At 67.7% G+C, this 23,455-nt stretch carries 24 protein-coding genes; 15 read left to right on the forward strand and 9 right to left on the reverse strand.

What is annotated here, in order from left to right:
- The first annotated feature begins 9 nt into the window (after nucleotides 1-9).
- The 7 genes from rlmN (at nucleotide 10) to L2D01_01085 (ending at nucleotide 6,535) form a co-directional block, all read left to right on the forward strand.
- A complete protein-coding gene (gene rlmN, locus L2D01_01055) occupies nucleotides 10-1,173 on the forward strand; it encodes a 23S rRNA (adenine(2503)-C(2))-methyltransferase RlmN (protein WBQ10373.1) in 1,164 nt (387 codons plus the stop codon).
- 52 nt (nucleotides 1,174-1,225) lie between these two features.
- Entirely contained in the window at nucleotides 1,226-1,897 is a 672-nt protein-coding gene (locus L2D01_01060; GenBank protein ID WBQ10374.1) for a DsbA family oxidoreductase, read from the forward strand.
- 23 nt (nucleotides 1,898-1,920) lie between these two features.
- On the forward strand, nucleotides 1,921-2,313 hold the full coding sequence (locus tag L2D01_01065; protein WBQ10375.1) for an MAPEG family protein: 393 nt from the start codon (nucleotides 1,921-1,923) through the stop codon (nucleotides 2,311-2,313).
- A gap of 59 nt (nucleotides 2,314-2,372) precedes the next feature.
- Nucleotides 2,373-3,749 (forward strand): TldD/PmbA family protein, encoded by a 1,377-nt coding sequence (locus L2D01_01070; GenBank protein WBQ10376.1) that lies wholly within the window; start codon nucleotides 2,373-2,375, stop codon nucleotides 3,747-3,749.
- Nucleotides 3,736-4,515 (forward strand): 3'(2'),5'-bisphosphate nucleotidase CysQ, encoded by a 780-nt coding sequence (locus L2D01_01075; protein WBQ10377.1) that lies wholly within the window; start codon nucleotides 3,736-3,738, stop codon nucleotides 4,513-4,515. The genes L2D01_01070 and L2D01_01075 overlap by 14 nt, the downstream gene beginning before the upstream one ends.
- Nucleotides 4,512-4,760, forward strand: coding sequence for a DUF4170 domain-containing protein (locus tag L2D01_01080; protein WBQ10378.1), 249 nt, complete (start codon nucleotides 4,512-4,514; stop codon nucleotides 4,758-4,760). Before L2D01_01075 ends, L2D01_01080 begins: the two co-directional genes overlap by 4 nt.
- Before the next feature lie 83 nt (nucleotides 4,761-4,843).
- Nucleotides 4,844-6,535: an ABC transporter ATP-binding protein/permease gene (locus L2D01_01085; protein ID WBQ10379.1), complete on the forward strand. Its 1,692-nt coding sequence runs from the start codon at nucleotides 4,844-4,846 to the stop codon at nucleotides 6,533-6,535.
- A gap of 3 nt (nucleotides 6,536-6,538) precedes the next feature.
- Here the strand turns inward: L2D01_01085 and L2D01_01090 are convergent, their stop codons facing one another.
- Both L2D01_01090 and L2D01_01095 read right to left on the reverse strand, forming a co-directional pair.
- Nucleotides 6,539-7,294 carry a hypothetical protein gene (locus L2D01_01090; GenBank protein ID WBQ10380.1) on the reverse strand — a complete coding sequence of 252 codons (756 nt, stop codon included), beginning with the start codon at nucleotides 7,292-7,294 and terminating at the stop codon, nucleotides 6,539-6,541.
- 61 nt (nucleotides 7,295-7,355) lie between these two features.
- Nucleotides 7,356-7,775 carry a hypothetical protein gene (locus tag L2D01_01095; GenBank protein WBQ10381.1) on the reverse strand — a complete coding sequence of 140 codons (420 nt, stop codon included), beginning with the start codon at nucleotides 7,773-7,775 and terminating at the stop codon, nucleotides 7,356-7,358.
- Between the two features lie 136 nt (nucleotides 7,776-7,911).
- Here L2D01_01095 and hisS point away from each other — a divergent pair, with 136 nt between their 5' ends.
- Together hisS and L2D01_01105 are read left to right on the forward strand one after the other, a co-directional pair.
- Entirely contained in the window at nucleotides 7,912-9,375 is a 1,464-nt protein-coding gene (gene hisS / locus L2D01_01100; GenBank protein WBQ10382.1) for a histidine--tRNA ligase, read from the forward strand.
- A gap of 250 nt (nucleotides 9,376-9,625) precedes the next feature.
- Complete coding sequence (locus tag L2D01_01105; GenBank protein ID WBQ10383.1) at nucleotides 9,626-10,741, forward strand: hypothetical protein; 1,116 nt, start codon at nucleotides 9,626-9,628, stop codon at nucleotides 10,739-10,741.
- Between the two features lie 61 nt (nucleotides 10,742-10,802).
- On the opposite strand, the gene L2D01_01110 is transcribed toward L2D01_01105, so the two are convergent.
- From L2D01_01110 to prfA, 3 genes are all read right to left on the reverse strand, one after another.
- Nucleotides 10,803-11,573, reverse strand: coding sequence for a DUF4167 domain-containing protein (locus L2D01_01110; protein WBQ10384.1), 771 nt, complete (start codon nucleotides 11,571-11,573; stop codon nucleotides 10,803-10,805).
- Nucleotides 11,574-11,832: 259 nt separating this feature from the next.
- A complete protein-coding gene (gene prmC / locus L2D01_01115; protein WBQ10385.1) occupies nucleotides 11,833-12,690 on the reverse strand; it encodes a peptide chain release factor N(5)-glutamine methyltransferase in 858 nt (285 codons plus the stop codon).
- Nucleotides 12,687-13,760: a peptide chain release factor 1 gene (gene prfA / locus L2D01_01120; protein ID WBQ10386.1), complete on the reverse strand. Its 1,074-nt coding sequence runs from the start codon at nucleotides 13,758-13,760 to the stop codon at nucleotides 12,687-12,689. Before prfA ends, prmC begins: the two co-directional genes overlap by 4 nt.
- Before the next feature lie 307 nt (nucleotides 13,761-14,067).
- Here prfA and L2D01_01125 point away from each other — a divergent pair, with 307 nt between their 5' ends.
- Nucleotides 14,068-14,361: a nucleotidyltransferase family protein gene (locus tag L2D01_01125; GenBank protein ID WBQ10387.1), complete on the forward strand. Its 294-nt coding sequence runs from the start codon at nucleotides 14,068-14,070 to the stop codon at nucleotides 14,359-14,361.
- Complete coding sequence (locus L2D01_01130; GenBank protein ID WBQ10388.1) at nucleotides 14,354-14,722, forward strand: DUF86 domain-containing protein; 369 nt, start codon at nucleotides 14,354-14,356, stop codon at nucleotides 14,720-14,722. Before L2D01_01125 ends, L2D01_01130 begins: the two co-directional genes overlap by 8 nt.
- Here L2D01_01130 and L2D01_01135 read toward each other — a convergent pair.
- Entirely contained in the window at nucleotides 14,691-15,275 is a 585-nt protein-coding gene (locus tag L2D01_01135; protein WBQ10389.1) for a TIGR00730 family Rossman fold protein, read from the reverse strand. The genes L2D01_01130 and L2D01_01135 overlap by 32 nt on opposite strands.
- 314 nt (nucleotides 15,276-15,589) lie before the next feature.
- Here L2D01_01135 and L2D01_01140 point away from each other — a divergent pair, with 314 nt between their 5' ends.
- Both L2D01_01140 and L2D01_01145 read left to right on the forward strand, forming a co-directional pair.
- Nucleotides 15,590-17,464: a ribonucleoside-diphosphate reductase subunit alpha gene (locus L2D01_01140; GenBank protein ID WBQ10390.1), complete on the forward strand. Its 1,875-nt coding sequence runs from the start codon at nucleotides 15,590-15,592 to the stop codon at nucleotides 17,462-17,464.
- Nucleotides 17,465-17,706: 242 nt separating this feature from the next.
- Nucleotides 17,707-18,624 (forward strand): DUF2219 family protein, encoded by a 918-nt coding sequence (locus L2D01_01145; protein WBQ10391.1) that lies wholly within the window; start codon nucleotides 17,707-17,709, stop codon nucleotides 18,622-18,624.
- On the opposite strand, the gene ubiG is transcribed toward L2D01_01145, so the two are convergent.
- Nucleotides 18,621-19,385, reverse strand: coding sequence for a bifunctional 2-polyprenyl-6-hydroxyphenol methylase/3-demethylubiquinol 3-O-methyltransferase UbiG (gene ubiG / locus L2D01_01150; protein WBQ10392.1), 765 nt, complete (start codon nucleotides 19,383-19,385; stop codon nucleotides 18,621-18,623). The two genes, L2D01_01145 and ubiG, sit on opposite strands and share 4 nt — an antisense overlap.
- Nucleotides 19,386-19,528: 143 nt before the next feature.
- Here ubiG and L2D01_01155 point away from each other — a divergent pair, with 143 nt between their 5' ends.
- Both L2D01_01155 and cobT read left to right on the forward strand, forming a co-directional pair.
- Nucleotides 19,529-20,749 carry an aspartate kinase gene (locus L2D01_01155; protein ID WBQ10393.1) on the forward strand — a complete coding sequence of 407 codons (1,221 nt, stop codon included), beginning with the start codon at nucleotides 19,529-19,531 and terminating at the stop codon, nucleotides 20,747-20,749.
- Nucleotides 20,750-20,807: 58 nt separating this feature from the next.
- Complete coding sequence (cobT, locus tag L2D01_01160; GenBank protein WBQ10394.1) at nucleotides 20,808-22,679, forward strand: cobaltochelatase subunit CobT; 1,872 nt, start codon at nucleotides 20,808-20,810, stop codon at nucleotides 22,677-22,679.
- Between the two features lie 20 nt (nucleotides 22,680-22,699).
- Here the strand turns inward: cobT and L2D01_01165 are convergent, their stop codons facing one another.
- Nucleotides 22,700-23,008, reverse strand: a complete 309-nt coding sequence (locus tag L2D01_01165; protein WBQ10395.1) for a hypothetical protein — start codon at nucleotides 23,006-23,008, stop codon at nucleotides 22,700-22,702.
- A complete protein-coding gene (locus L2D01_01170) occupies nucleotides 23,005-23,382 on the reverse strand; it encodes a type II toxin-antitoxin system RelE/ParE family toxin (GenBank protein WBQ10396.1) in 378 nt (125 codons plus the stop codon). The genes L2D01_01165 and L2D01_01170 overlap by 4 nt, the downstream gene beginning before the upstream one ends.
- Nucleotides 23,383-23,455: the final 73 nt, after the last annotated feature.

Genomic DNA, 23,455 nt, shown 5'->3' on the forward strand with positions numbered 1-23,455 from the left:
CGCGCGGCCATGAGCACAGCGCTGAACCTTGATTTCGCCAACCGTCCCGCACCCGGTCCGCAAAGCCTGGCCGGGCTGACGCGCGCGCAACTGCGCGACGCGCTAATCGCCCGTGCCGGCGTGGACGAGACGAAGGCGAAGATGCGCGCCGATCAGCTGTGGCGCTGGATCTATCATTACGGCGTCACTGATTTTGACGCCATGACCAATGTGTCCAAGGATTTGCGCGCCGCTTTGAAAGCCTGTTTCACGCTGGAGCGCCCGGAGATCGTGGAGCGCCTGGTCAGCGTGGATGGCACGCGCAAATACCTGATCCGCTTTGCGCCGGGCGTGGAGGCCGAGACGGTCTTCATCCCCGATGTGGGCCGCTCGGGCGCGCTGTGCGTGTCCAGCCAGGTGGGCTGCACCCTGACCTGCACTTTCTGTCACACCGGCACCCAGAAGCTGGTGCGCAATCTGACGGCTGCCGAGATTGCTGCCCAGGTGATGATCGCCCGCGACGATCTGGGTGAATGGCCCACCTCCAACGAAGATCGCAAGATCACGAATATCGTCTTCATGGGCATGGGCGAGCCGCTGTATAATCTCGACGCGGTCAGCGACGCCATCGACATTATTTCAGACGGCGATGGCATGGCCATCGGCCGGCGGCGCACCACGGTGTCCACCTCCGGCGTGGTCCCGAAAATCACCGAGCTGGGCGAGCGCACCCGCGCCATGCTGGCCATCAGCCTGCACGCCACCAACGATGAGCTCCGCAATGAGCTGGTGCCGCTGAATAAAAAATACCCCATCGCCCAGCTGCTGGACGCCATCCGCGCCTATCCCGACCTCTCCAACGCCCGCCGGGTGACGTTCGAATATGTGATGCTCAAGGGCGTCAACGATTCGCTGGCCGAGGCCAAGGCGCTGGTGCGCCTGCTCAAGGGCATTCCGGCCAAGATCAACCTCATCCCGTTCAATCCCTGGCCCGGCAGCCCCTATGAGTGCTCCGACTGGGAGACCATCGAGCGCTTTGCCGATGTGGTGAACCGTGCCGGCTACGCCAGCCCGGTGCGCACGCCGCGCGGCCGCGACATCTTCGCCGCCTGCGGCCAGCTCAAGAGCGAAAGCGTGAAGCTGCGCGCCAGCGAACGGATCAAGCTGGAGCGGGCGGGCGAAACCCCGGCCTGACCGGCGCGCAAGCCCTGTTCCCTCCCGCCGCAATCACGCTAGGTTCACACCCATGAGCGCTGCCCCCGTTTCCGTTGATCTGGTGACCGATCCGGTCTGTCCCTGGTGCTGGCTGGGCCTGCGCTACTGGCGCGAGGCGCGGGCGCTGAAGCCTGATGCCGTCACCGAGACCGTGCTGCGGCCCTTTCAGCTCGATGCAGGCGTGCCCCGCGCGGGTGTGCCTTATGGCGATTACATGGCGCGCAAATTCGCCGCCGCCTCGCCCGGCGCGCCGGACAGGTTCAAGGCCATGCGCGCGCATCTCGAACAGGCCGGGCCCGGCGTCGGCATCGTCTTCAACTTCGACGCCATCGAGACCCGTCCCAACACGCTGGACGCCCACCGCGTGATCCGCTGGGCGCAGGGTCAGGCACTCGGCGAGACCGTTCTGGACCTCATCCACAAGGCTTTCTTTGAAGAGCGGCGCGATATCGGCGCGCCGGACGTGCTGGCCGCGCTGGCGGGTGAGGCGGGCATGGACGCAGAGGTCGTGCGCGATCTGTTGAGCACCGACCGCGACGCGGCTGAAGTCCAGCGCGAAGAGCAATTCTACCGCTCGCTGGGCGTTCAGGGCGTGCCCTGCTTCATTTTCAATGGCCGGTTTGCCGTGTCCGGGGCGGAAGCGCCGGATGTGCTGGCCGGCGCCATAGCCGAGGCGGCCAAATTACCGGCGTCACAGGACTGACCGGCTCAACAGGGGGTAACATCATGACGGCGATGACAGCGGCAGGGCTCTATGTGGGCCTCAATCTTCTTATTCTGCTGGTGCTGGGCCTGCTGGTCATGGCCCGGCGCAATAAGTCGCAAGTGGGCATTGGCGATGGCGGCGACGCGGGGCTGATCCGCGCCTCGCGCGCCCACGCCAACGGCTCCGAATGGACCCCGGCGGCGCTGATCGGCCTGGTGGCGGCGGCGGCCCTCGGCGCGCCGGTGATCGCCATCCATGTGCTGGGCGGCATGCTGACTGTGGGGCGCGTCCTGCATGGCTGGGGCCTGTCGCGCAATTCAGGCCGCAGCTTTGGCCGGGTGCTGGGCGCGCTGCTGACCCTCATCGTTTATATCGTGCTGGGGGCCGGGCTGGCCGTCCACGCCCTGATCTGACGGCTCTGACCTGACCGGGCTGCATTGCTCCGCGCGCCTGCGCGGGCTATGTGGCGGGCATGAGCCAGACCTCCCAATCGACCCGTGAGGGCGCGCCCGATCCGGAAGCGCTCCTTGACCTTGCCCGCACCCTGCGCGACGCGGCCCTCAAAGCCGGCGCCGACCACGCCGAGGCGGCCTTGAGCGAATCGCGATCGCTGGAGGCCAGCGTGCGCGATGGCGCGCTGGAAAGCCTGGAGCGGTCGGAAAATCGCGAGGCGGGGCTGCGCGTGTTCATCGGGCAGCGTCAGGCCGGGGTCAGCTTCTCCGATTTGTCCGCGGCCGGTCAGGCGCTCGCTATCGAGCGCGCCATCGCCATGGCCCGCATCGCCCCCGAGGATCCGTACTGTGGTCTGCTGGAGCCGGGCGCCCTGGCGCGCCGCCTGCCCGATATCGCCACGTATGAGCCGGCGGGTCTTGATGAGGCGGGCCTTGAAGCCGCCGCACTGGAGCTGGAAGCGGCCGCCCGGTCGGTGGACGGCGTCACGACGGTGAGTTCGGCGGGCGCGAGCCTGGGTTCAGGCGCCTCGGCGGCGGCAGCCTCCAACCGGTTCGAGATCGCCCGGCGCGGCTCGCGCTATGGCCTCGGCGTCTCCGCCATAGCCAAGCGGGGCGAGGCCATGGAGCGCGACTACGATTCCCATTCATCGCGCCGCCTGTCCGATCTGAAATCCCCGGACACCATTGGCCGCAGCGCCGGGGAGCGCGCCGTGGCGCGGCTCGGTTCGGGCAAGGTGGCGTCGGGCAAGCGGTCCGTGGTGTTTGACCGGCGCGAATCGTCCGTCTTCGTATCAGCGCTGCTCGGCGCCATCTCCGGCCCGGCGATTGCGCGCGGCACATCCTTCCTCCGCGACCGGCTGGGCGAGCGTGTGTTCGCCGACGGGATCAACATCATTGAAGACCCGCTGCGCGACTGGAGCTTTGGCGCCCGCGCGGCCGACGGTGAGGGTGTGGCCTGCCGCCCGCGCGCGCTGGTCGAGGACGGGGTGGTCACCACCTGGCTCATGAACGCCGCCAGCGCCCGCCAGCTGGGCATGGCGCTCACCGGTCACGCGTCGCGCAGCCTGGGCGGTCCGCCGGGCGTTGGCGCAGCGAACGTCCATCTTGAGCCGGGCGAGGCGAGCCTGGATGAGCTGATCGCCGAAGCGGGCGACGGCCTGCTGGTCACCGAAATGTTCGGCCCTTCGCTCAACGCCAATACCGGCGACTGGTCGGTGGGGGTGGCGGGCTTCGCCATCGAGGGTGGAAAGCGCGCCGGTCCGGTCAGCGAGGTGACGGTGGCGGGCAATCTGGTTGATATCTTCGCGCGCCTGATCCCCGGCTCGGATCTGGAGTTTGAAGGCTCGGTCAACGCCCCGAGCGTGCTGGTCGAAGGCCTGTCGATTGGCGGGCGATGAGGCCGATCGCGACCTGATCGCGCGGGCGGCGCGCGATGCGGGCCAGCTGGCGCTGGCGTTCCGCGCCCGGGGCCTGCGCGCCTGGGACAAGGGGCCGGGCGATCCGGTCAGCGACGCCGATCTCGCCGCCGACGCCCTGCTCAAGGACCATCTGATCCCCGCCCGCCCGGATTATGGCTGGCTGTCGGAAGAAACCGCCGACGACCGCTCCCGCCTCAGCGCCGCCCGCACGTTTGTGGTCGATCCCATCGACGGCACGCGCGCCTTCATCAAGGGACGGCCCGAGTTCGTGGTGTCTGTGGCGGTGATCGAGGACGGCATTCCGGTGGCCGCCGCCATCTATGACCCCTCTACCGAGCGATTGTGGGACGCTGTGCGGGGCCTTGGCGCGCGGCTCAATGGCCGCCCGGTGCGCATGAGCGGCCATGGCGCCATCGCCGGCGCCCGCATTCTGGGCGATCCGGGACGGCTGACGGCGCTGCGCGATATCGGCGCCACGGCCTCCACGGTGAACTCCGCCGCCCTGCGCCTCGCGCTGGCGGCGTCGGGCCTGTTTGACGGCGTGGTGGCGGTGCGGCCCAAATGGGACTGGGATTTGGCCGCCGGGCATCTTCTGATCACCGAGGCGGGCGGCCGCATCACCGACCGGGCCGGCGTGACGCTGCGCTATGATGGCGACCCGCCGCGCCAGCCTGCGCCGCTGGCCGCTGGCCCGGCGCTGCATGCCTTGCTATTAGAGCGGCTCGCACAGGAGGACGCGCCATGAGCGCCCATGATTCGCCCCAGCTCTTGCACCTCGTCATTGGCGGCGAGCTGAAAGACCTCGGACCCGGCGCCCACGAATTCAAGGATCTGTCGAACGTCGAGTTCGTCGGCGCCTATCCCGATTACGAATCCGCCCGCAATGCCTGGCGCGCGGCGGCCCAGCGCACGGTGGACAACGCCCATATGCGCTTTTTCGTGATCCACGCCCACAAGCTGCTCGATCCGGGCCGGAGCGGGGCGTCCTGAGCGCCCCGCCCGCCCTGCCTGCGCCGCCGGCGCCCACCCGGTCCGGCGCGCGCGCCCTGGCCGCCCGGCTGTGGCGCGACTTCATGCCGGGCCGGTTCGCCCTGTTCGGCTGGGGCGTGGTCCTGTCCCTGATCACGGCGGCTGCCGGTTCGTCCTATGCCGGGGCGGTGCATCTCGCCAGTCAGATGATCGAGGCGGCCGATCCGCGCGTGCTGTGGGCTGCGCCGGCCCTGATCGGCGCGCTGGGGATCATTCGCGCCGCTTCGCTCTACGGCCAGACCATCGCCACCAATCAGCTGGCCTTGTCGATCATGCGCGATCTGCAGAGCGCCATGTACGCCCGCCTCATCACCGCCGATTTCGCGCGGCTGCAGGGCGAGGCGACCGGCTCGCTGATCTCGCGCTTCACCAATGACATCACCATGCTGCGCGAGAGCCTGGTGCGCGCGGCCAATAATCTCACCCGTGACTTGTTCATGGTGATCCTGGGCATTGCCTGGATGTTCTGGATCGACTGGATGCTGGCGCTCTACGTGCTGGTGGTGTTGCCGCTGGTGGGCCAGCCCGTGCTGCGCATCGGCCAGGCGATCCGCAAGCGCGCCGACGCGGTCCAGTCCCAGGCGGGCGATGTGACCAGCTTTCTCGATGAAAGCCTGTCCGGCGCCCGTATGATCAAGAGCTTCACCCTGGAAGACTGGGTCAATGCCCGCGCCCGCGCCCGCTTCGCCGAGCGCTTCCGCCTGCTCCTGTCCATGATCCGCCAGCGCGCGCGCATCGAGCCGCTGATGGAGATCGCCGGCATGATCGCGCTGGCTGGCGTGTTCGTGATTCTGGGCTGGCGCGCCTTGCAGGGCGAGGGCGGGATCAGCCAGCTTCTGGGCATTATCGCCGCCATCCTGGTGGTCAGCCCGGCGGCGCGGGCCCTCGCCTCGCTGGCCGGCGTGATGCAGGAAGGTTTCGCCGTGCTCGACCGGGTCTTCGCCCTGATCGACGAGACAGATACAGTCACCGAGACGCCCGGCGCGCCCGCTCTGGTCCTCAACGGCGGCGCGGTGCGGTTCGAGGACGTGCATTTCGGCTATGACGGCGTGCGCGCGGCGATTGACGGCGTCACGCTGGAGGCGAGGGCGGGCGAAACCGTGGCCCTCGTGGGGCCGTCGGGCTCAGGCAAGACCACGCTGCTGAACCTCGCCGCCCGGCTCTATGACCCGTCGCAGGGCCGTGTGCTCATTGATGGTCAGGATATCCGGGAGGCGAGCCTCAAAAGCGTGCGCGGCGCGGCGGCGCTGGTGAGCCAGGACATCATCCTGTTTGACGATACGGTCGCAGCCAATATCGCGCTGGGCCGCCCTGACGCGGACCCCGACACGGTGATCGAAGCCGCCAAAGCCGCCGACGCCCATGATTTCATCATGGCTTTGCCCGGCGGGTATGATTCCCGCGTCGGCCCCAAGGGGACCAGCCTGTCCGGCGGTCAGCGCCAGCGCATCGCCATCGCCCGCGCCATTTTGAAAGACGCGCCGATCCTGCTGCTGGACGAAGCGACCTCCGCCCTCGACGCCGAAGCCGAGGCGCGGGTTCAAGCGGCGCTGGAGCGCCTCGCCGAGGGGCGCACCACGCTGGTCATCGCCCACCGCCTGTCCACCGTGCGCAAGGCGGACCGCATCTATGTGCTGGATCAGGGCCGCATCGCCGAACAGGGCGACCATGCCAGCCTCACCCAGGCCGGCGGCCTCTACGCCCGCCTCAGCGCTTTGCAGCTGACGGGCGGGTAAGGCCTACTCCTCCAGCCGCCGGATCGCTTCGGTCTGAGCAGCGTCCCGGTCGCGCGCGAGCAGCGCATGCAGTGCGCCCGCCTGAGCCCGGATCGCATCTTCAAACGCGCCGGGCGCAGCGGCTGCCCGGGCCTGATCCAGCAGCGCCAGCGCTTCGTCGCCATGGGCGTGCGGGTCGGCGGCGATCAGGGCGAGGGCGAAATGGAAGGCGATGGACGGATCAGCGCCCGCCCGCGCCGCGGCGGCGCGGTAGCGTTCGCGGCCCTCGCCGGCATCCGAGCCAAACATGCCCGGCCGGGCGCGGCGCGCCACCTCCATATGCCAGGCGCCCAACATGCCCTCGCCCCAGGGATCGTCCGGATCCAGCGACAGGGCGGTCTCGATATGGCGCTTTCCCTCCTGGGGCAGACCCATCATCGCCGCGCGGACAGGGTTGATATAGCGCGCCTCGAAGCCGATCGCGGCGGCGAGGCGCAAATGCGCCGGCGCATAGCCCGGGTCCGCGGCGATGGCGGCCCGCGCATGGTCTTGCGCGCGCCTTGCGGCCGCCCGCCGGTCGCCGCGGGGGGCGCCGGACATGTCACCCAGCATGAGCGGGGTGAGCGCCGCCTGGGAGGCGAGCGTGCGGGTCTCGGCGCTCGAACCATCAATGGCCGCCGCCTCGGCTTCGGCCCAGGCGCCGCGCTCATAGGCTGTTTGTGCGCCGGGATCGGGCGCAGACAGGGCGAGGGAGAGAGTCAAAAGCACCGCTGTGATCATCCACGTGATGATAGCGCGCGGCGGCGATCCGGCGAGGGGTCTTCCGGCGTTTGCCGGAACGCTAGGCGGGCGCCGCCGACCGGATATCCTCTTGCGCCAGACGGGCGGCGTGGTTGGCGAGCCGCGCAATCTCGCGATAGGCCCGCGCCTGATCGGCGGCGCGGTCCATGCCGGCCAATTGCTCCGGCCAGGCGGCGGCATCCGCGCTCATGCCCCGGAAAATGCAGGCGAGATCACGCGCGCCGCCCGCCGCATCGATGGCGCGGGCGTGGCGCGCCGCCGCCAGCGACAGCGCATCGAGACCCTCCAGCACGGGATCGCCAGCGGGCAGCGCCTCTGCGGGCGCTCCCGGCGACGCCGCCAGCAACTCGGCGCGCGTGGAGGCTTCAGCCTCCAGCGCCGCGGCGGTGTGCTGCAATTGGGATGCGTCCGGCGTGCTCAAAAGGGCGAGGGCGGCCAGAAGTGTGGCGATCAGGGACATGGGGTGGTCTCCTTGGGGGCGTTCAGGCTCTGGCGTGCAAGGCGCGGGCCGCTTGATCGCCCGCCTCAAGGCGGCTAAGCCCCGGACCGGTTTCACGGCGCGGCTCACGCGCCCCCACAGCGCAGCGAGAGTGTTCATGGCCAAGGCCTTCCGCCCCAGGGCGCGCCGTCCGCGCGGGTTTGAAGATCGCACCGCCAGCGTCATCCGCGCCGAGCGCGCCCTGGTGAGCGCCGCCAGCGCCGTCTATGAGCGCTGGGGGTTTGAGCCGCTGGAGACGCCGGCGTTTGAATACGCCGATGCGCTGGGCAAATTCCTGCCCGACGAGGAGCGGCCCAATGAGGGCGTGTTCGCGCTCCAGGACGATGACGACCAGTGGATGGCGCTGCGCTATGACCTGACCGCCCCGCTGGCGCGCTTTTCGGCGGAGAATTTCCAGGATCTGGTCAAACCCTTCCGCCGCTATCAGTTCGGCGAGGTCTGGCGCAATGAAAAGCCCGGGCCCGGCCGCTTCCGCCAGTTCGTGCAGTGCGACGCTGACAGCGTCGGCGCGGCCGGTCCTGCGGCGGATGCGGAGATGATCGCGCTGGCCGCCGAGGTGATGCGCGCGGCCGGGCTGAAAGACGGCGAGTTTGTGATCCGGGTCAATGACCGCCGCCTGCTGGACGGTGTGCTGGAGAGCCTTGGCCAGGCGGACGATACGCGGCGCATGCGGGTCCTGCGCGCCATCGACAAGCTCGACCGGCTGGGCCTTGAAGGTGTGGAGCAATTGCTGGGCAAGGGCCGCAAGGACGAGAGCGGCGACTTCACGCAAGGCGCCGGGCTGGATGCGGCTGGCGCGCGCACGGTGCTGGGCTTCCTCGAAGCGGCGCAGGCTAAAGGCACGCGCGCGCAGATCACGGAACGCCTTAACTCTGCCGCCGCCGGGTCGGGCGCAGCGGGCGTGGAGGCGCTGGGCGAGATCAACGCCATCCTGACCGCGCTCGGCGTCAGCGAGAGCGAAGCGGTGTTCGACCCGTCCGTGGTGCGCGGGCTGGGCTATTACACCGGCCCGGTCTTCGAGACCGAGCTTCTGGTCACGCCGACCTATCCGGACGGCAGCCCGATGCAGTTCGGCTCTGTGGCCTCGGGCGGGCGCTATGATGATCTGGTGGCGCGCTTCACCGGTCAGGCCGTGCCCGCCACGGGCTTCAGCTTCGGTGTCAGCCGTTTTGCCGCCGCCCTGTCGGCGCTGGGCCGGCTGGATGCGGCCCAAGCGGCGCCGCTGGTCATCGTCATCGCCGCGGACAAGGCGTGCATGGCCGAGTATTTCGCCATGGCGGCCGAACTGCGCGCGGCGGGCCTGCGCGCCGAAGCCTTTGTCGGCTCAGGCAATATGGGCAAGCAGCTGAAATACGCCGACCGGCGCGGCGCGGCCTTCGCGGTCATCGAGGGCGAGGAAGAGCGCGCCCGCGGCGAGGTGCAGATCAAGGATCTGAAGCTGGGCGCGGAGCTCGCCGAAGCCATGACCGACCGCGATGAGTGGAAGGAACAGAAGCAGCAATTCGCCGTTCCGCGCGACGGGTTCGTGCGCGCCATCCTGGACGCCCTGAAGCGCGCCTGACCGGGGGCGGCGCAAAGCCCCATGACATTGGGGGGTTGACGCCAACATGACAGTTAGGTCACGTTTTCACCTGACAGGGCCTGACCGTCTTGTCTCTAAGCGGTGTCTCTGGGGAGGAGACGTCTCTTTGTCGACCAACCAAATTGACGCCCGGCGCCGCAAGACGCCGGGCTTTTTTTGCGCCGGCTGGACAGCGCGGCCGCATAAGGCTTAGCTGTTGGTTGGGGAAATAAGGGGACATCCGGACATCATGCTGACGCGACGCCACATCATGGGCGCCCTGGCGGCGAGCGCGGCTGCGCCCGCCGCGGCCAGCGCGGGCCTGCCTGCTGAAGCGCTTGCGCGCCATGCGCTGCGCCCGATGGAGGCGCTGGTCGGGCGCACGCTGATCCTAGGGTTTCTGGGCGATGCGCCTGACGCGCCGAGTGCGGACGCCATCGAAGCCGATCTGGCCGCGGGCCGGATAGGCGGGGTGCTTTTCCTGCGCCACAACGCCCGCACGCGCGAGGGTGTGGAGGGGCTGGCCCGGCGCTTTCGCGAGGCGGCCCCCGACGCCTGGCTCGCCATTGATCAGGAAGGCGGCGTCGTCCAGCGCCTGACCGGCGATATGGGCTATACCCGCATCCCGCGCGCCAGCGCGCTGGCCGAGGCCGGGCTCGACGCGGCCCGGCCCCTGTTCGGGACGGCGGCGCGCGAGCTGCGCGAAGCGGGCTTCAACATGAATCTCGCCCCCATCGCCGACCTGCATGATGCGGGCAATAACGCCATCGGACAGTACGGGCGCGCCTATGGGGCCGACGCGGGCGACGTCGCGCAATGGTGTTCTGCCTTCATCGACGCGTTCGAGGCGGAAGGCATTGCCTGCGCGGTCAAACACTTCCCCGGCCATGGCCGCTCGCGCGGCGACAGTCATGACGGGTTTGTCGACATCACCGGCACCTGGAGTTTTGAAGAAGCCGCGCCGTTCGGCCGGCTGATGCGCATGGGCCGGGCGCATCTGATGATGGGCGCCCATCTGGTCAACCTGCGCCTGGATCCTGATGGTTTGCCCGTGACCCTGTCGCGCCGCGTGCTGCACGGGCTGCTGCGGGAGGTGATGGGCTATGAGGGCGCGATGATCACCGATGATCTCGATATGGGCGCGATCCGCAATCACTACAGCCGCGAACAGGCCCTGACCGGCGCACTGGCGGCGGGCAATGACCTCATCCTGATCTCCAACTCCGCCAATCCCGATCCCGATCTCGCCCGCCGGGCGGTGGACTGGGTGGGGGCGGCGATGGCGGCCGGAACCGTGTCGGTCCAGCGTCTGGCCGAAGCCAATGCGCGCCTCGACGCGCTGGCTGCGCATGTGCGGCCAGCCTGACACGCAAACGGGCGGTCCTGAAGGACCGCCCGCGCCTTGTTTCAATCGGATGGGTCCAACCTCAGGCGGCGGCGCCGCCGCTTGACTTGGTTTCTGCTGCCTTCAGGGCGTCTTCCGCCGCCGCGTCGCTGCGGGGACGCCGGGTGCGGGCGCGCTTGGGCGCTGGCTGTTCGCTGGCGGGCTCTTCGGCCTGTTCAGGCTTGCTGTCCGCCTGCGCCGAGGCGCTGGCGGCTTCCGGGTCCACGACGGCCAGCGGATCGGAGCCGGTGTTGTCATTGTCGTCCTCGGGACGCCGGCGCCGGCCGCGCTGACGGCGCTGGCGGTTGGCGTTCTCTGCGGACTCCGCGTCTTCGCGCGCGGCGGTCTGCCCGTCATGGCCGTTGGCGGCGTTGCCATTGCCACGGGCGCGATTGCCCTCGCCATCCTGGCGCTCGGCGCGGTCCTGATGATCGGGGCGGGGCTGGGGGTCGAAGCGCGGCTGTTCATGGCGCTGGGCCTGCTGACCGGAAGGGCGCTCGTTCTGACGCTCGTGCTGCCGGTCGTTTGGACGATCCTGCTGACGATCATTCTGACGGTCGTCGTCATTGTCGCTCTCGTCACGCCGGGGCTGGGTCAGCTGCACGATGCGCAGATAGTGCTCGGCATGCTGGAAATAGTTTTCCGCCATCACCCGGTCGCCGGACGACGAGGAATCGCGCGCCAGCTGGAGGTATTTCTCGTAGATGTGCTGGGCATTGCCCCGGATTTTCACATCCGGTCCGTTGCTCTCGAACGCCCGGTTTGAATTATTCTGGTGGCCGGGCTTCCGGCCGCGGCCGCGTTGACGCTTCATTGCCAAAACCTGATCTCTTTCGGGCGGGAGTGAATGTCGGGACGGCCGGTTTGCAAACACCGGCTGCGCCGGCGGCAAGGCCTGTACGGCTCTCTGGCCGCCGCAGCGCTTGCATCCATGTCTGAGTCTAAACCATCAGATGCGGGCGATCCGCCTCAAATCCCGGAGCAGCCCCATCCCGGCCCGCACCGCGCCTCTGACGTGGCGCACCCTAGACGCATCCGTGAGGCGATTCCAAGGCTTTTTTACATGGCGCGGGTCAACTGCAATTGAACACAACCGCGCGGTCCCGCCCGGCGAGGTCACGTCTCAGCGTGGCGTCCGGCGCCCCGTTCATCCGCGCGAGCGCCAGCGCGGCTTCGCCTTGGTCAAAGCCGATCTCGAACACGCCGGTTCCGCCCGGTTTGAGCAGCCGCTTCGCCTCGGCGAACAGGTGACGGTAAGGCGCGAGCCCGTCCGGTCCGCCATCCAGAGCCAGTCGCGGCTCATAGTCCTTCACTTCCGGTTCCAGCGCGCCGATCACCGCGCTGGCGATATAGGGCGGGTTGGACACCAGAAGGTCGAACGGGCCGTCGACCCCGTCCGCCCAGCTGGTTTCGATGAAGGTGATGCGCTTCGCCAGACCATTGCGCGCCGCATTCGCGCGCGCCACGGCCAGGGCAGGGGCGGAGATATCCGTGGCCACGGCGCGGGCATTGGGCAGTTCGCTGAGCAGGGCCAGCGCGATGGCGCCCGAGCCCGTGGCGATGTCGAGAATGTCCAGCGGCGCATTGCGGTCAGCCACCGACGCCAGCGCGGCCTCCACGATGGTCTCGGTATCCGGGCGCGGCGTGAGGACGTCGCGGGTGACGATCAGATCCAGTGTCCAGAAGCCCACGGAGCCTACGATGTGAGACAGGGGCTCGCGCCGGGCCCGCCGGGCGATCAGGGTTTCAAAGCGTGCGGCCTCCGCCTCTGGCAGCGCCTCGTTCAGCCGCGCCATCAGGCCGGCGCCGTTGAGCTTGCCAGCCGCTTCAAGCAGGCGGCGCGCATCGCTGTCGGCCTCATCGCCAAGCCCTGCGCCGCGCAGCCGGGCCGCGCCGGCGCGCAGCGCCTCGCGCCGGGTCAGCGCGTTCAAGCCTCTTCCATCGCCGCGAGCCGCGCGGCCTGATCCTCGGCAATGAGGGCGTCGATCACCTCGTCCAGCGCGTCGCCGGTGATGATTTCATCAAGCTTGTAGAGGGTGAGATTGATGCGGTGATCGCTGACGCGCCCCTGCGGATAATTATAGGTGCGGATGCGTTCAGACCGGTCGCCCGACCCGACCTGGCCCTTGCGCTCGGCGGCGCGTTCGGCGTCGCGCTCGGCGCGCTCCTTGTCATACAGGCGGGTTTTCAGCACCTGCATGGCGATGGCGCGGTTCTGGTGCTGGGATTTTTCCTGGCTGATCACCACGATCCCGGTGGGGATGTGGGTCATGCGCACCGCCGAATCGGTCTTGTTCACGTGCTGTCCGCCCGCGCCCGAGGCGCGCATGGTGTCGATGCGGATATCGTCGTCGCGGATGACGATATCCACTTCTTCGGGCGCCGGCAGCACCGCCACTGTCGCCGCCGAGGTATGGATGCGCCCGCCGCTTTCGGTCGCCGGCACGCGCTGCACCCGGTGCACGCCGGACTCAAACTTCATCCGCCCGAACACGCCCGCGCCGTCAATGCTGGCGATGATTTCCTTGTAGCCGCCAATCTCTGATTCGCTGGCGTCGACCACCTCCATGCGCCAGCCGCGCAGCGAGGCGTAGCGCTGGTACATGGAAAACAGATCGCCGGCGAACAGCGCCGCCTCGTCCCCGCCCGTGCCCGCGCGAATCTCCAGAATGATCGAGGCTTCGTCATCGCGGTCTTTGGGAAGGAGGAGCAGCTGCAGCTCGCGTTCCAGCGCGGGGATCGCCTTTTTCAGGCGCTGGCGCTCCTCTTCGGCGAGCGCCGTCATGTCGCGGTCAGAGCTTTCCTCGATGATCGTCTCGGCCTCGGCCATCTCGCTGCGCGCGTTTTTCAGCTCGCGGGCCTTGTCGGCCACCTTCTTGAGCTCGGCATGCTCCTTGGACAGGCGCACGATCTCTGTGGAATCGGTGGACGCAGACAGGCGCGCCTCGACCTGGTCGAACCGGTCGATCACCTGATCCAGCTTGGCGGTCTGTATGCTCATGGCGTTTCAGTTACGCCAGCGCGCGGCTGCGCGAAAGCCCCTGCGTGCGCAGGACCTGCACGCGGCGCGCCGCGCCCACGCGAACCGCCCGATCATGCGCGGACGCTTATTTCATCATGGACATTACGGAGAGCAGCACCATCGGCGCGATCAGAATCCAGGCCCAGATCAGACAACGGACGTCCATCGTCATCTCCTTTGCGGGATCGCCATGGAGGGATCAGGAAAAGCCGCGTTGTGGAGATTCGTTCCCGGGGACATCAAGGCGATGCTTGGGGCTGGCCGCAGGATATGAGACACTGCACGTATGACGCAGCGCAGTCTCATCAGCCGGATCGACGCTCTCAAGCCTTGGCTGGCCAGCCGCGGTGTAGCGCATGTGCGGCTGTTCGGCAGCCAGGCGCGCGGTGATGCGGGCCCCGGCAGCGATATTGACCTCATTGTCGAATTCGCGCCCGGGCGCGTTCCGGGCCTTTTCGAATTCGCTGGCCTCAAGCTCGATCTCGAGGCGCAACTTGGCGCCGCTGTGGACCTGTTCACGCCTGATTCTCTGCACCCGGCATTGCGCGCAGAGATCACCCGGGAGGCGGTAAATGCCTGACCGTGACTGGCGGGTCTCGGTCACGGACATGATCGTTCACAGCCGGTATGCGCGCGCCCATGTGCAAGGGCTGGACGCAACCGCCTTCGCTTCAGATATCAAGGCACAGCACGCTGTTGCGTGCTGCGTTGAAATCTTCGGTGAGGCGGCCAAGCATGTACCCGAGGCGGTGCGTCAGCGCGCGCCGGGCGTGCCTTGGCGGGGCATTATGGGCGCGCGCAATATTCTGGCGCATGCCTATGCGCGGGTCGATCCGGCGATTCTGTGGGGGTTGGGGGACCGCGAATTGTCCGTGATGGAAGACCATCTGAACGCCCTGCTGGACGCGCCTACACCTGATGGCGGGTCAGAGTCGCGATGACGCCGGGGTATTGGAAGGCCGCCATCCGGTCGAGCAGCGAATCAGGGTCGCCGTGCTCGATCAGCATGGCGCGGTGGCGTGATTCGACGAATTGCTCGCTCTGCATGTGGTCAAGGAAGGCCAGGAGCTGGTCGAAATAGCCGTGGGCGTTGAGCACGCCCACCGGCTTTGTGTGGCGGCCAAGCTGGGACCAGGTCCACACCTCGAACAATTCCTCCAGCGTGCCCAGCCCGCCGGGCAGGGCGATGAAGGCGTCGGACTCGTCGGCCATCACCTGCTTGCGCTCATGCATGGACGCGACCACGCGCATGTCGCTGACGCGGCCATGGGCGATTTCCTTGTGGAACAGGAAGTCGGGAATCACTCCCGTGACCATGCCGCCGGCGTCGAGGCACGAATCAGCCAGCTGGCCCATCAGCCCGACCTGGCCGCCGCCATAGACCAGGCGCACGCCGCGCCGGGCCAGCGCCGCGCCCATGGCGCGCGCCGCCAGCCCATAGGCGTCATGGACGCCGGGGCTTGAGCCGCAATAGATGCAAACAGACGAGATCATGGCGCCTCTTAGCCGCCCCGGCGCCCGCCGCCAAGCGCAAGGCGCCTTTCCACAGGTAACGGCGCCTTAAGGCCGCACTCAGCTTCCTTAATGAGTCTGCGCGCGGGCGTGGGTCTGGTAAGGTTTTGTTTACCAAAAAGTTCGCGTTCGGACGGTTTGGGGCGTTGACGCCTGTGCGAAGGCTCAGCACTATATGTTGCGGTCTCTCGGGGAGGCCGCACACAATGTATTGAAATTCTCATGCAGCGCGCGGGACTTTGCGTCCGCCGCAAGGGCCTCTTGCGCCGCTGCTGTCCTCGAAGGAGCCTTCGACCATGACGCCGTTTGACCACGTCTCCGCCACCGCCGCCGCCCAGCGTGCGCCGGCCCAGAATGGCAAGCCCAAGGCCGTGAAGCTGCGCCTGGTGGACTCGGTCCAGACCGACCCGTCGCGGGACGCGCTTCTGACCGATTTCGGCAAGAAAACGCTGGTCGACCGCTATCTGCTGCCCGGCGAATCCTATCAGGACATGTTCGCCCGGGTGGCGCGCGCCTATGCCGACGATGTGGCGCACGCCCAGCGACTATACGACTATATGTCGAAGCTCTGGTTCATGCCCGCCACGCCGGTCCTGTCCAATGGCGGCGCTGACCGTGGCCTGCCCATCTCCTGCTTCCTCAATTCGGTGGATGATTCGCTGGGCGATATCGTCAACACTTGGACGGAGAATGTCTGGCTCGCGTCCAATGGCGGCGGCATCGGGACGTATTGGGGCGGCGTGCGCTCCATCGGCGAGAAAGTCGGCCAGAACGGCCAGACCAGCGGCATCATCCCGTTCATCCGGGTGATGGATTCGCTGACCCTCGCCATCAGCCAGGGCTCGCTGCGCCGCGGTTCGGCGGCGGTGTATCTCGACGTGCACCACCCGGAGATCGAGGAATTCCTCGAAATCCGCAAGCCCAGCGGCGACTTCAACCGCAAGAGCCTGAACCTGCATCACGGGCTGAATATTTCCGACGCCTTCATGGAGGCGGTGCGCGACGACGCCGATTTCGAACTGCGTTCGCCCAAGTCCGGCGAAGTGGTCAAGTCGGTCAACGCCCGCAAGCTCTGGCAGAAAATCCTGGAGCTGCGCCTGCAGACCGGCGAGCCCTACATCATCTTCTCCGACACGGTGAACAACAATATGCCCGCCCACCAGCGCAAGCTGGGGCTGAAGGTGCGCCAGTCCAATCTGTGCTCGGAAATCATGCTGGCCACGGGTCTCGACCATCTGGGCCGTGACCGCACGGCGGTGTGCTGCCTGTCCTCGATCAATGCCGAGACCTATCAGGAATGGAAGAGCGATCCCGACTTCATCGAGGACGTGTTCCGCTTTCTGGACAATGTGCTGCAGGACTTCATCGACCGGGCGCCGGACGAGATGGAGCGTGCGCGCTACTCGGCCTGGCGCGAGCGGTCCGTGGGTCTGGGGCTGATGGGCTTCCACTCCTTCCTGCAGAAGCTGGGCGTGGCGTTTGAATCCTCCACGGCGCGGTCCTGGAACCGCATCCTGTTCAAGCATATCCGCCAGCAGGCGGACATCGCCTCGGTTAAGCTGGCCGAAGAGCGCGGCGCGTGCCCGGATGCCGCCGAGCAGGGCGTCAAGGCGCGCTTCTCCCACAAGCTGGCCATCGCGCCGACCGCCTCGATCTCGATCATTTGCGGCGGCACCAGCGCGGGCATCGAGCCGATCCCGGCCAATGTCTACACCCACAAGACCCTGTCGGGCTCGTTCACGGTGAAGAACCCGTATCTGGAAGAGGTTCTGGACAAGAAGGGCGAGAACACCGCCACCGTCTGGTCCAGCATTCTCGAGCACGAAGGCTCGGTCCAGCATCTCGACTGCCTGAGCGAGGACGAGAAGGCGATCTTCAAGACCGCCTTCGAGATCGACCAGCGCTGGGTGATCGAACATGCCGCCGACCGCACGCCGTTCATCTGCCAGTCCCAGTCGCTGAACATTTTCCTGCCCGGCGACGTCAATAAGTGGGACCTGCACATGCTGCACTGGACGGCGTGGGAGAAGGGCGTGAAGTCGCTGTATTACTGCCGGTCCAAATCGGTGCAGCGCGCCGGCTATGCCGGCTCGGGCGAAAAGTCCGAGATCGAGCGCAGCATGGAGCAGGCCGCGCCCACCGATTACGAGGAATGCCTCGGCTGCCAATAGCGCCCATGCGCCTTGCCTGACTGATAGGCGCCCCGGCCGCGACGGCCGGGGCGCCGGTCGTTGTGCGGCAGGTTCAGGGCTGGTTCATAGGCTTTCAGACAGATTTGCATGGAACCAAAGCCGTCTATGCGAGTTCAGATTTTGGTAACCAAAAACTTGTCCAGATCAGCTGTATAGCCCCGAGGATCGTGTTATACAGACAAGCGTGCCGGGGAACGAACTTTGGAAGGATTGTGGTCGCTATGACCATTCTGCGCATCATCGCTTCCAGCCTGAGCGCCGCGGCCCTCGCCGCGGGCCTGACAGGCATTGCTGCGCACGCCTCTCCCGGCGATTTGCGCCCCTCGGTGATCGCGCCCCTGCTTGAAGAGCTGGGCGCATCTCCCCAGCCGGGATCGGCGACGCTCCAGGCGCTTGATTCGAGCGCGCCCGTGTCCGGTCTGCGGTTTGATGCGCGCGATGAAGGCTTCACGACGGTGCGCGCAAGCGTGCGCCCGCGCGCGTCACGCCTCGCCTCCGGACTTCTGGGCGCGCGGGCCCCGGTCGTGGCGCGCGACATGCTCGCGGGATTTGAAACCTCCGAAACCTTGCTGGCGGCGACGCCGGCGGGCGGACGGTTCACTGTGTCTTTCCTGAATGGCGAAGAGCCCAGCGCCATGACACTGGCCTTTGGCGACGACTATGCCGAAGCGGCCGGGTACGCTTTGGCCGGCGAGCGCGACCGTCCGCGCCGCATGACGCTGCGCTATGAAGGCGCGTTTGATGCGCCGGGCCAGGACGGTCTGGATATCGGTTTGTCACCGCGCGCGGGCGTGTCGGTCGGTGATTACGGGCCCGCCGCGCAAGCGGGCGCCACCGTGCGTCTGGGCCGTTTCATCGGCGAGGATGCCGGCTGGTCGCGCCCGGCCTGGTGGTTCTTCGCTGGCGCGGATCGTCAGGCCCTGCTGTACGATCCCGGTTCAGGGTTCACGCGCTTTGGCGCCATGACCGTCGCCCCTTACGCCATGGTGGGCGACGCGCAGGCCGGCATCGCCATGCGTCTGGGCGGCGCGGATCTGTCATTGGCCTATGTGCGGCGCGAGACCACGTATTCGCTTCCCGCCCAGTCTTGGGACACGAATGAAGGCTTCGCCGCCTTCTCGCTGACGCTGCGCCGCTAGGCCGGCTTCACCGCCGCCATCAGGTAATTCACGCCCGCATCTCCGGAAATGAAGAACCGGTCTTTCAGCGGGTTGTAGCTCACGCCCACCGGCGTGCGCACCTCCAGCCCTTCAGCCTCCAGCGCTGCACGCGCCTCGTCAGGGCGCACCAGCTTGTCGAAACGGTGTGTGCCGCGCGGCAGCCATCCCAGCACATACTCCGCGCCGAAAATCGCCGTGGCGAAGGCGCGGGCCGTGCGGTTGATGGTGCCCATGATCATCATCCCGCCAGGCTTCACCAGCCGTGCGCAATCGCGCAGGAAGGCGTCCGGGTCGGCCACGTGCTCGACCACTTCGAGATTGAGCACCACATCAAACTGGCCCGGCCCGTCCTGCTCCAGCAACTGCTCGGCCACGCCCCAGCGATAATCGATGTTCAGCCCGGTTTCTTCGGCATGCACCATGGCCGTCTTGATATTGGCCTGCGCCGCATCGACGCCGGTGACAGACGCGCCCAGCCGCGCCATGGGTTCGCTCACCAGCCCGCCGCCGCATCCGATATCGAGCAGCGTCAGCCCCTCCAGCGGCGCCGCGCCGCTGCGCCCGTAATGGGCGCACAATTGCTCGCGAATCCAGGTCAGGCGCGCCGGATTGAATTTGTGCAGCGGCGCGAATTTCGACGCCGGATCCCACCATTCCCCGGCGATGCGGGAGAATTTCTCCACCTCATCGGGATCGATGGATGGGGATACAAGACGGTCAGGGGCGGCGGCCTGGGCCATGTGTGACTCCGGTGCGGCGTTGGCGCGCGCGGGGCGCTTACGTATAGGTGACGCAATATGGGCGCTCGCGCGCCCGGAATCGAGCCGGGTGCGCGGTTACGTCCCGGTCCGGCGCCAAGTATGGGTAACGGGCGGGAGCAGGCATGACGCGTCTGGTGGTGAAATTCGGCGGCACTTCCATGGGCGGGCCTGAGCGCATTGCCCATTCAGCCTCCATCGTCGCCCATGAGGCCGCCAGCGGGCGTCAGCTCGCCGTGGTGGTCTCGGCCATGGCCGGTGAGACCGACCGGCTGCTGGGTCTTGCCGAAGCGCTGGGCGGGGGTCTGGGCGAGGTGGAGACCGATACCGTGCTGGGCGCCGGCGAACAGGCGAGCGCGGCGCTGATGGCGCTGGCGCTCAAAGCCCGCGGGCTGAAGGCCGAAGCCGTGATGGGCTGGAGCCTGCCCATACTGGTGGACGGCCCGCCGGGCGCGGCGCGAATCACCGCCATCGACGGAGATGTGCTGGACGCGATGATGACCGCCGGGATCATTCCGGTGGTGGCCGGCTATCAGGGCCTCGACGCCAACGGGCGCCTGGCCACGCTGGGGCGGGGCGGCACGGACCTGACCGCCGTCGCCGTCGCGGCGGCGGTGGGCGCGGAATGCGACATCTACACCGATGTGGACGGGGTGTTCACCACCGATCCGCGCATTGCGCCAGACGCGGCGCGGGTCGAGCGCATCAGTCACGACGCCATGCTGGAGCTGGCCGCGATGGGGGCGAAAGTGCTGCAGACCCGGTCGGTGGAATACGCCAAGGCCAAGGCGGTGACCCTGCGCGTCAAATCCAGCTTTCTGGCGCCCGGCGCCAGCGCGGGCACCGACGTGGTGGACGACGCGCGCCTGGCTGAGCGCCGGGTCGTGTCAGGCGTCGCCTATGTGCGTGATCAGGCGCGCCTGTCGCTGCACGGCGCGCCGGGGGCGGAGGCGGCCGAAGCCCTGTTCGCCGCCTTCGCGCAGGCCGATGTGGCGGTGGACATGATCGTCCAGGCCCGCGCGCGCGCCGGCGGGTCGGTGGTGGAGTGTTCAGTCAGCGGGCGCGATTTGCCGCGCGCTCTGGCGCTCGCAGAAGGACTGGCGGCGCGCTTTGACGGGCTCGATATCCGCTCCGAAACCGGCCTCGCCAAGGTGTCCGTGGTGGGCACGGGCCTGCGCGGACGGGCCGATGTGGCGCGCACGCTCTATGGCGTGCTGGCGCGCGAGGGCGTGAGCGTGCGCATGGCCGCCACCAGCGAGATCAAGATTTCGGCTCTGGTCGATGGCGATCTGGTGGAGCGGGCGGTGCGCGCGCTGCACGGCGCCTACGGTTTGGCCGGGCAATGATGCGCTGCGGCGCCGCGCCGGGTTCGCAAGTGCGCGCGCGGGCGCTAAGTGTGTGCTCATGAGCGAAGACAGTCCCGCTGAAACCTTCAGACGCGCCCTGAGCGCCACGACGCGCGCCCTGTCGGGTGCGCGCGAGCTGGAAGTGAAATTCGGCGGCGACAAGGATGTGCTGGCCAAGGGCAAGGTCCTTCTGCCCAACCCGCCTGAAGCGCTGACGCCGCAAGACGCGGCGCTCTTGCGCGGCAAGGCGGACGCCATGGCGCTGAGGCTGGCGCTGCATGATGCGGCCCGCCACCAGCAAGCCGCCCCGCCGGGCGCGCGGGCGCGCCGCATCCATGACGCCGCCGAACAGGCCCGCGTCGAGGCGCTGGGCGCGCGCGACATGCGCGGCGTGGCGGGCAATCTCGACGCCGCCCTGATCGCGCGCTGCAAGCGCGAGGGCTGGAACCAGGCCGAGGACCGCCAGACCGCGCCGTTGGCCGAAGCCGTGTCCATGCTGGTGCGCGAGCGTATTACCGGCCGCCCGGCGCCGGACGATGCGCGCGGGCTGATGCAGGTCTGGCGCGAGGATGTGGAGGCGGCTGCGGGCGGGGCGCTGGACGCGCTGGCGCAGAGCGCCGGCGATCAGACCCGCTTCGCCGAAGCGCTTCGCCAGGTCTTGCGCGATCTCGACCTCACCGACGAGCTCGGCGAGGAGGCCGACGAGGACGAAGACAACGAGACCGACGATGATTCCGGGGTCGAACAGGACCCCCAGTCCGGCGATGATGACGGGCAATCCGAACCCGATAGCGGCGAGGACGACCAGCCCGAAGATGCGCGCGGCACGGCGTCGGACAGTGATGAGATTGAGTACGCCCAGGACAGCCAGACCCGCATCGAGGCCGATGACGAGCCCGGCGATGCGCGTCAGGCCTCGCGGCCCAACTGGGTTCAGGCGTCCGGCGAGGATCCCAACGCCTACAAGGTCTTCACCCGCGCCTTTGACGAGGTGATCCACGCGTCAGATCTGTGCGATGGCGAGGAGCTGGCCCGGCTGCGCCGCAATCTCGACCAGCATCTCAAGGGGCTGGAGGCGGCTGTGGGCCGGCTCGCCAACCGCCTCCAGCGCAAGCTGATGGCCAAGCAGCAGCGCTCCTGGGCGTTCGATCAGGAAGAGGGCGTGCTCGACCCGGCGCGCCTGCCGCGCATCATCATGGACCCCATGCAGCCGCTCTCCTTCAAGCAGGAACAGGAGATGGCGTTCCGCGACACGGTGGTCACGCTGCTGCTGGACAATTCCGGATCCATGCGCGGCCGGCCCATTCTGGTGGCGGCGGCCTGCGCGGACATTCTGGCGCGCACGCTGGAGCGCTGCGGGGTCAAGACCGAGATTCTGGGCTTCACCACCAAGGCGTGGAAGGGCGGACGCTCCAAGGAGGAATGGCTGTCCCAGGGCAAGCCGCCCCATCCGGGCCGGCTCAATGATCTGCGCCACATCATCTACAAGGGCGCTGATGCGCCCTGGCGCCGGGCGCGGCCCAATCTGGGTCTGATGCTGCGCGATGGCCTGCTCAAAGAGAATATCGACGGCGAGGCCCTGCTGTGGGCCCATTCGCGCCTGCTGGCCCGGCCCGAGCAGCGGCGCATCCTGATGGTCATCTCCGACGGCGCGCCGGTGGATGACGGCACCCAGTCGGCCAATTCACCCGCCTATCTGGAAAAGCATCTGCGCGAGGTGATCGAGATGATCGAAAGCCGCTCGGATGTTGAACTTCTGGCCATCGGCATCGGCCATGACGTGACGCGCTATTACCGCAAGGCGGTGACCATCGTGGACGTGGATCAGCTGGCCGGCGCCATCACACACCAGCTGGCCGGCCTGTTCGAGCGCGATGTCCGCGCCGGACCGGCCGGCTCGAAACGGGCGCGAGCGGGCCGCGGGCGCTAAGCTCCGCCAGGCTTCGCGCCTTATGCAGCCTGACCCGACTGGCTCTTCATCAGCATCTGGCGAATGGCATCCGGATCCTCGCCGATCAGCATGAGATACGCGCCCACGCCACCCAGGGGTCGCGAGCGCTTCTGTTCCCAGTCACGCACCTGATTGAGCGTGAACCCGTAGCTTCCTGCAAAGGCGCTCTGCGACAGGCCTGTCCGCGCCCGGATCGCGCTGACATCAATCTCAACAGGTGCATGGACCTGCGCCGGCTCTATTTCCCCACGCGCGATGGCGCGGGCTTCACGGGCTGCCGCGATTAGCCTCTTTCCTGAATCGCTCATGATTTCGGTCTCCTCAGGTTGGCGGCGAGTGTGCTCGCTGACCGGCGATAATCAGTGGCGAGGCCGTCCAGAATGGTCTTGAGCTCATTGCGCTCTGCGTTGGACAAGTTCATTTTCTGACCCTTCGAAAAGACGTCCAGCAGAAAGACCGGCACATCCTCGGCGCAATAAAATGTGATGACCCTTACGCCGCCGCTTTTGCCCCTGCCACCGGGCCCAAAGCGCAATTTGCGTGCGCCTCCGGTTCCCTGAATCAAGTCGCCCGCATCAGGGGCATCTGCCAGAAGCGTGATGACCGCCTCGCGGTCCGCGTCTGTCAGGCCCGCCTGCTTCGCCGCCCTTTGAAAATGCCTAGTCTCGATGACGGTATGCACGACAACCCCCACCTGCGTAACTTACGTATCACATCGGGGCGCGCTGGTAAATGAATTAAAGTAAGAAGGCTTT

The sequence above is a fragment of the Hyphomonadaceae bacterium ML37 genome (assembly GCA_027627685.1).
GTDB lineage: Bacteria > Pseudomonadota > Alphaproteobacteria > Caulobacterales > Maricaulaceae > Oceanicaulis.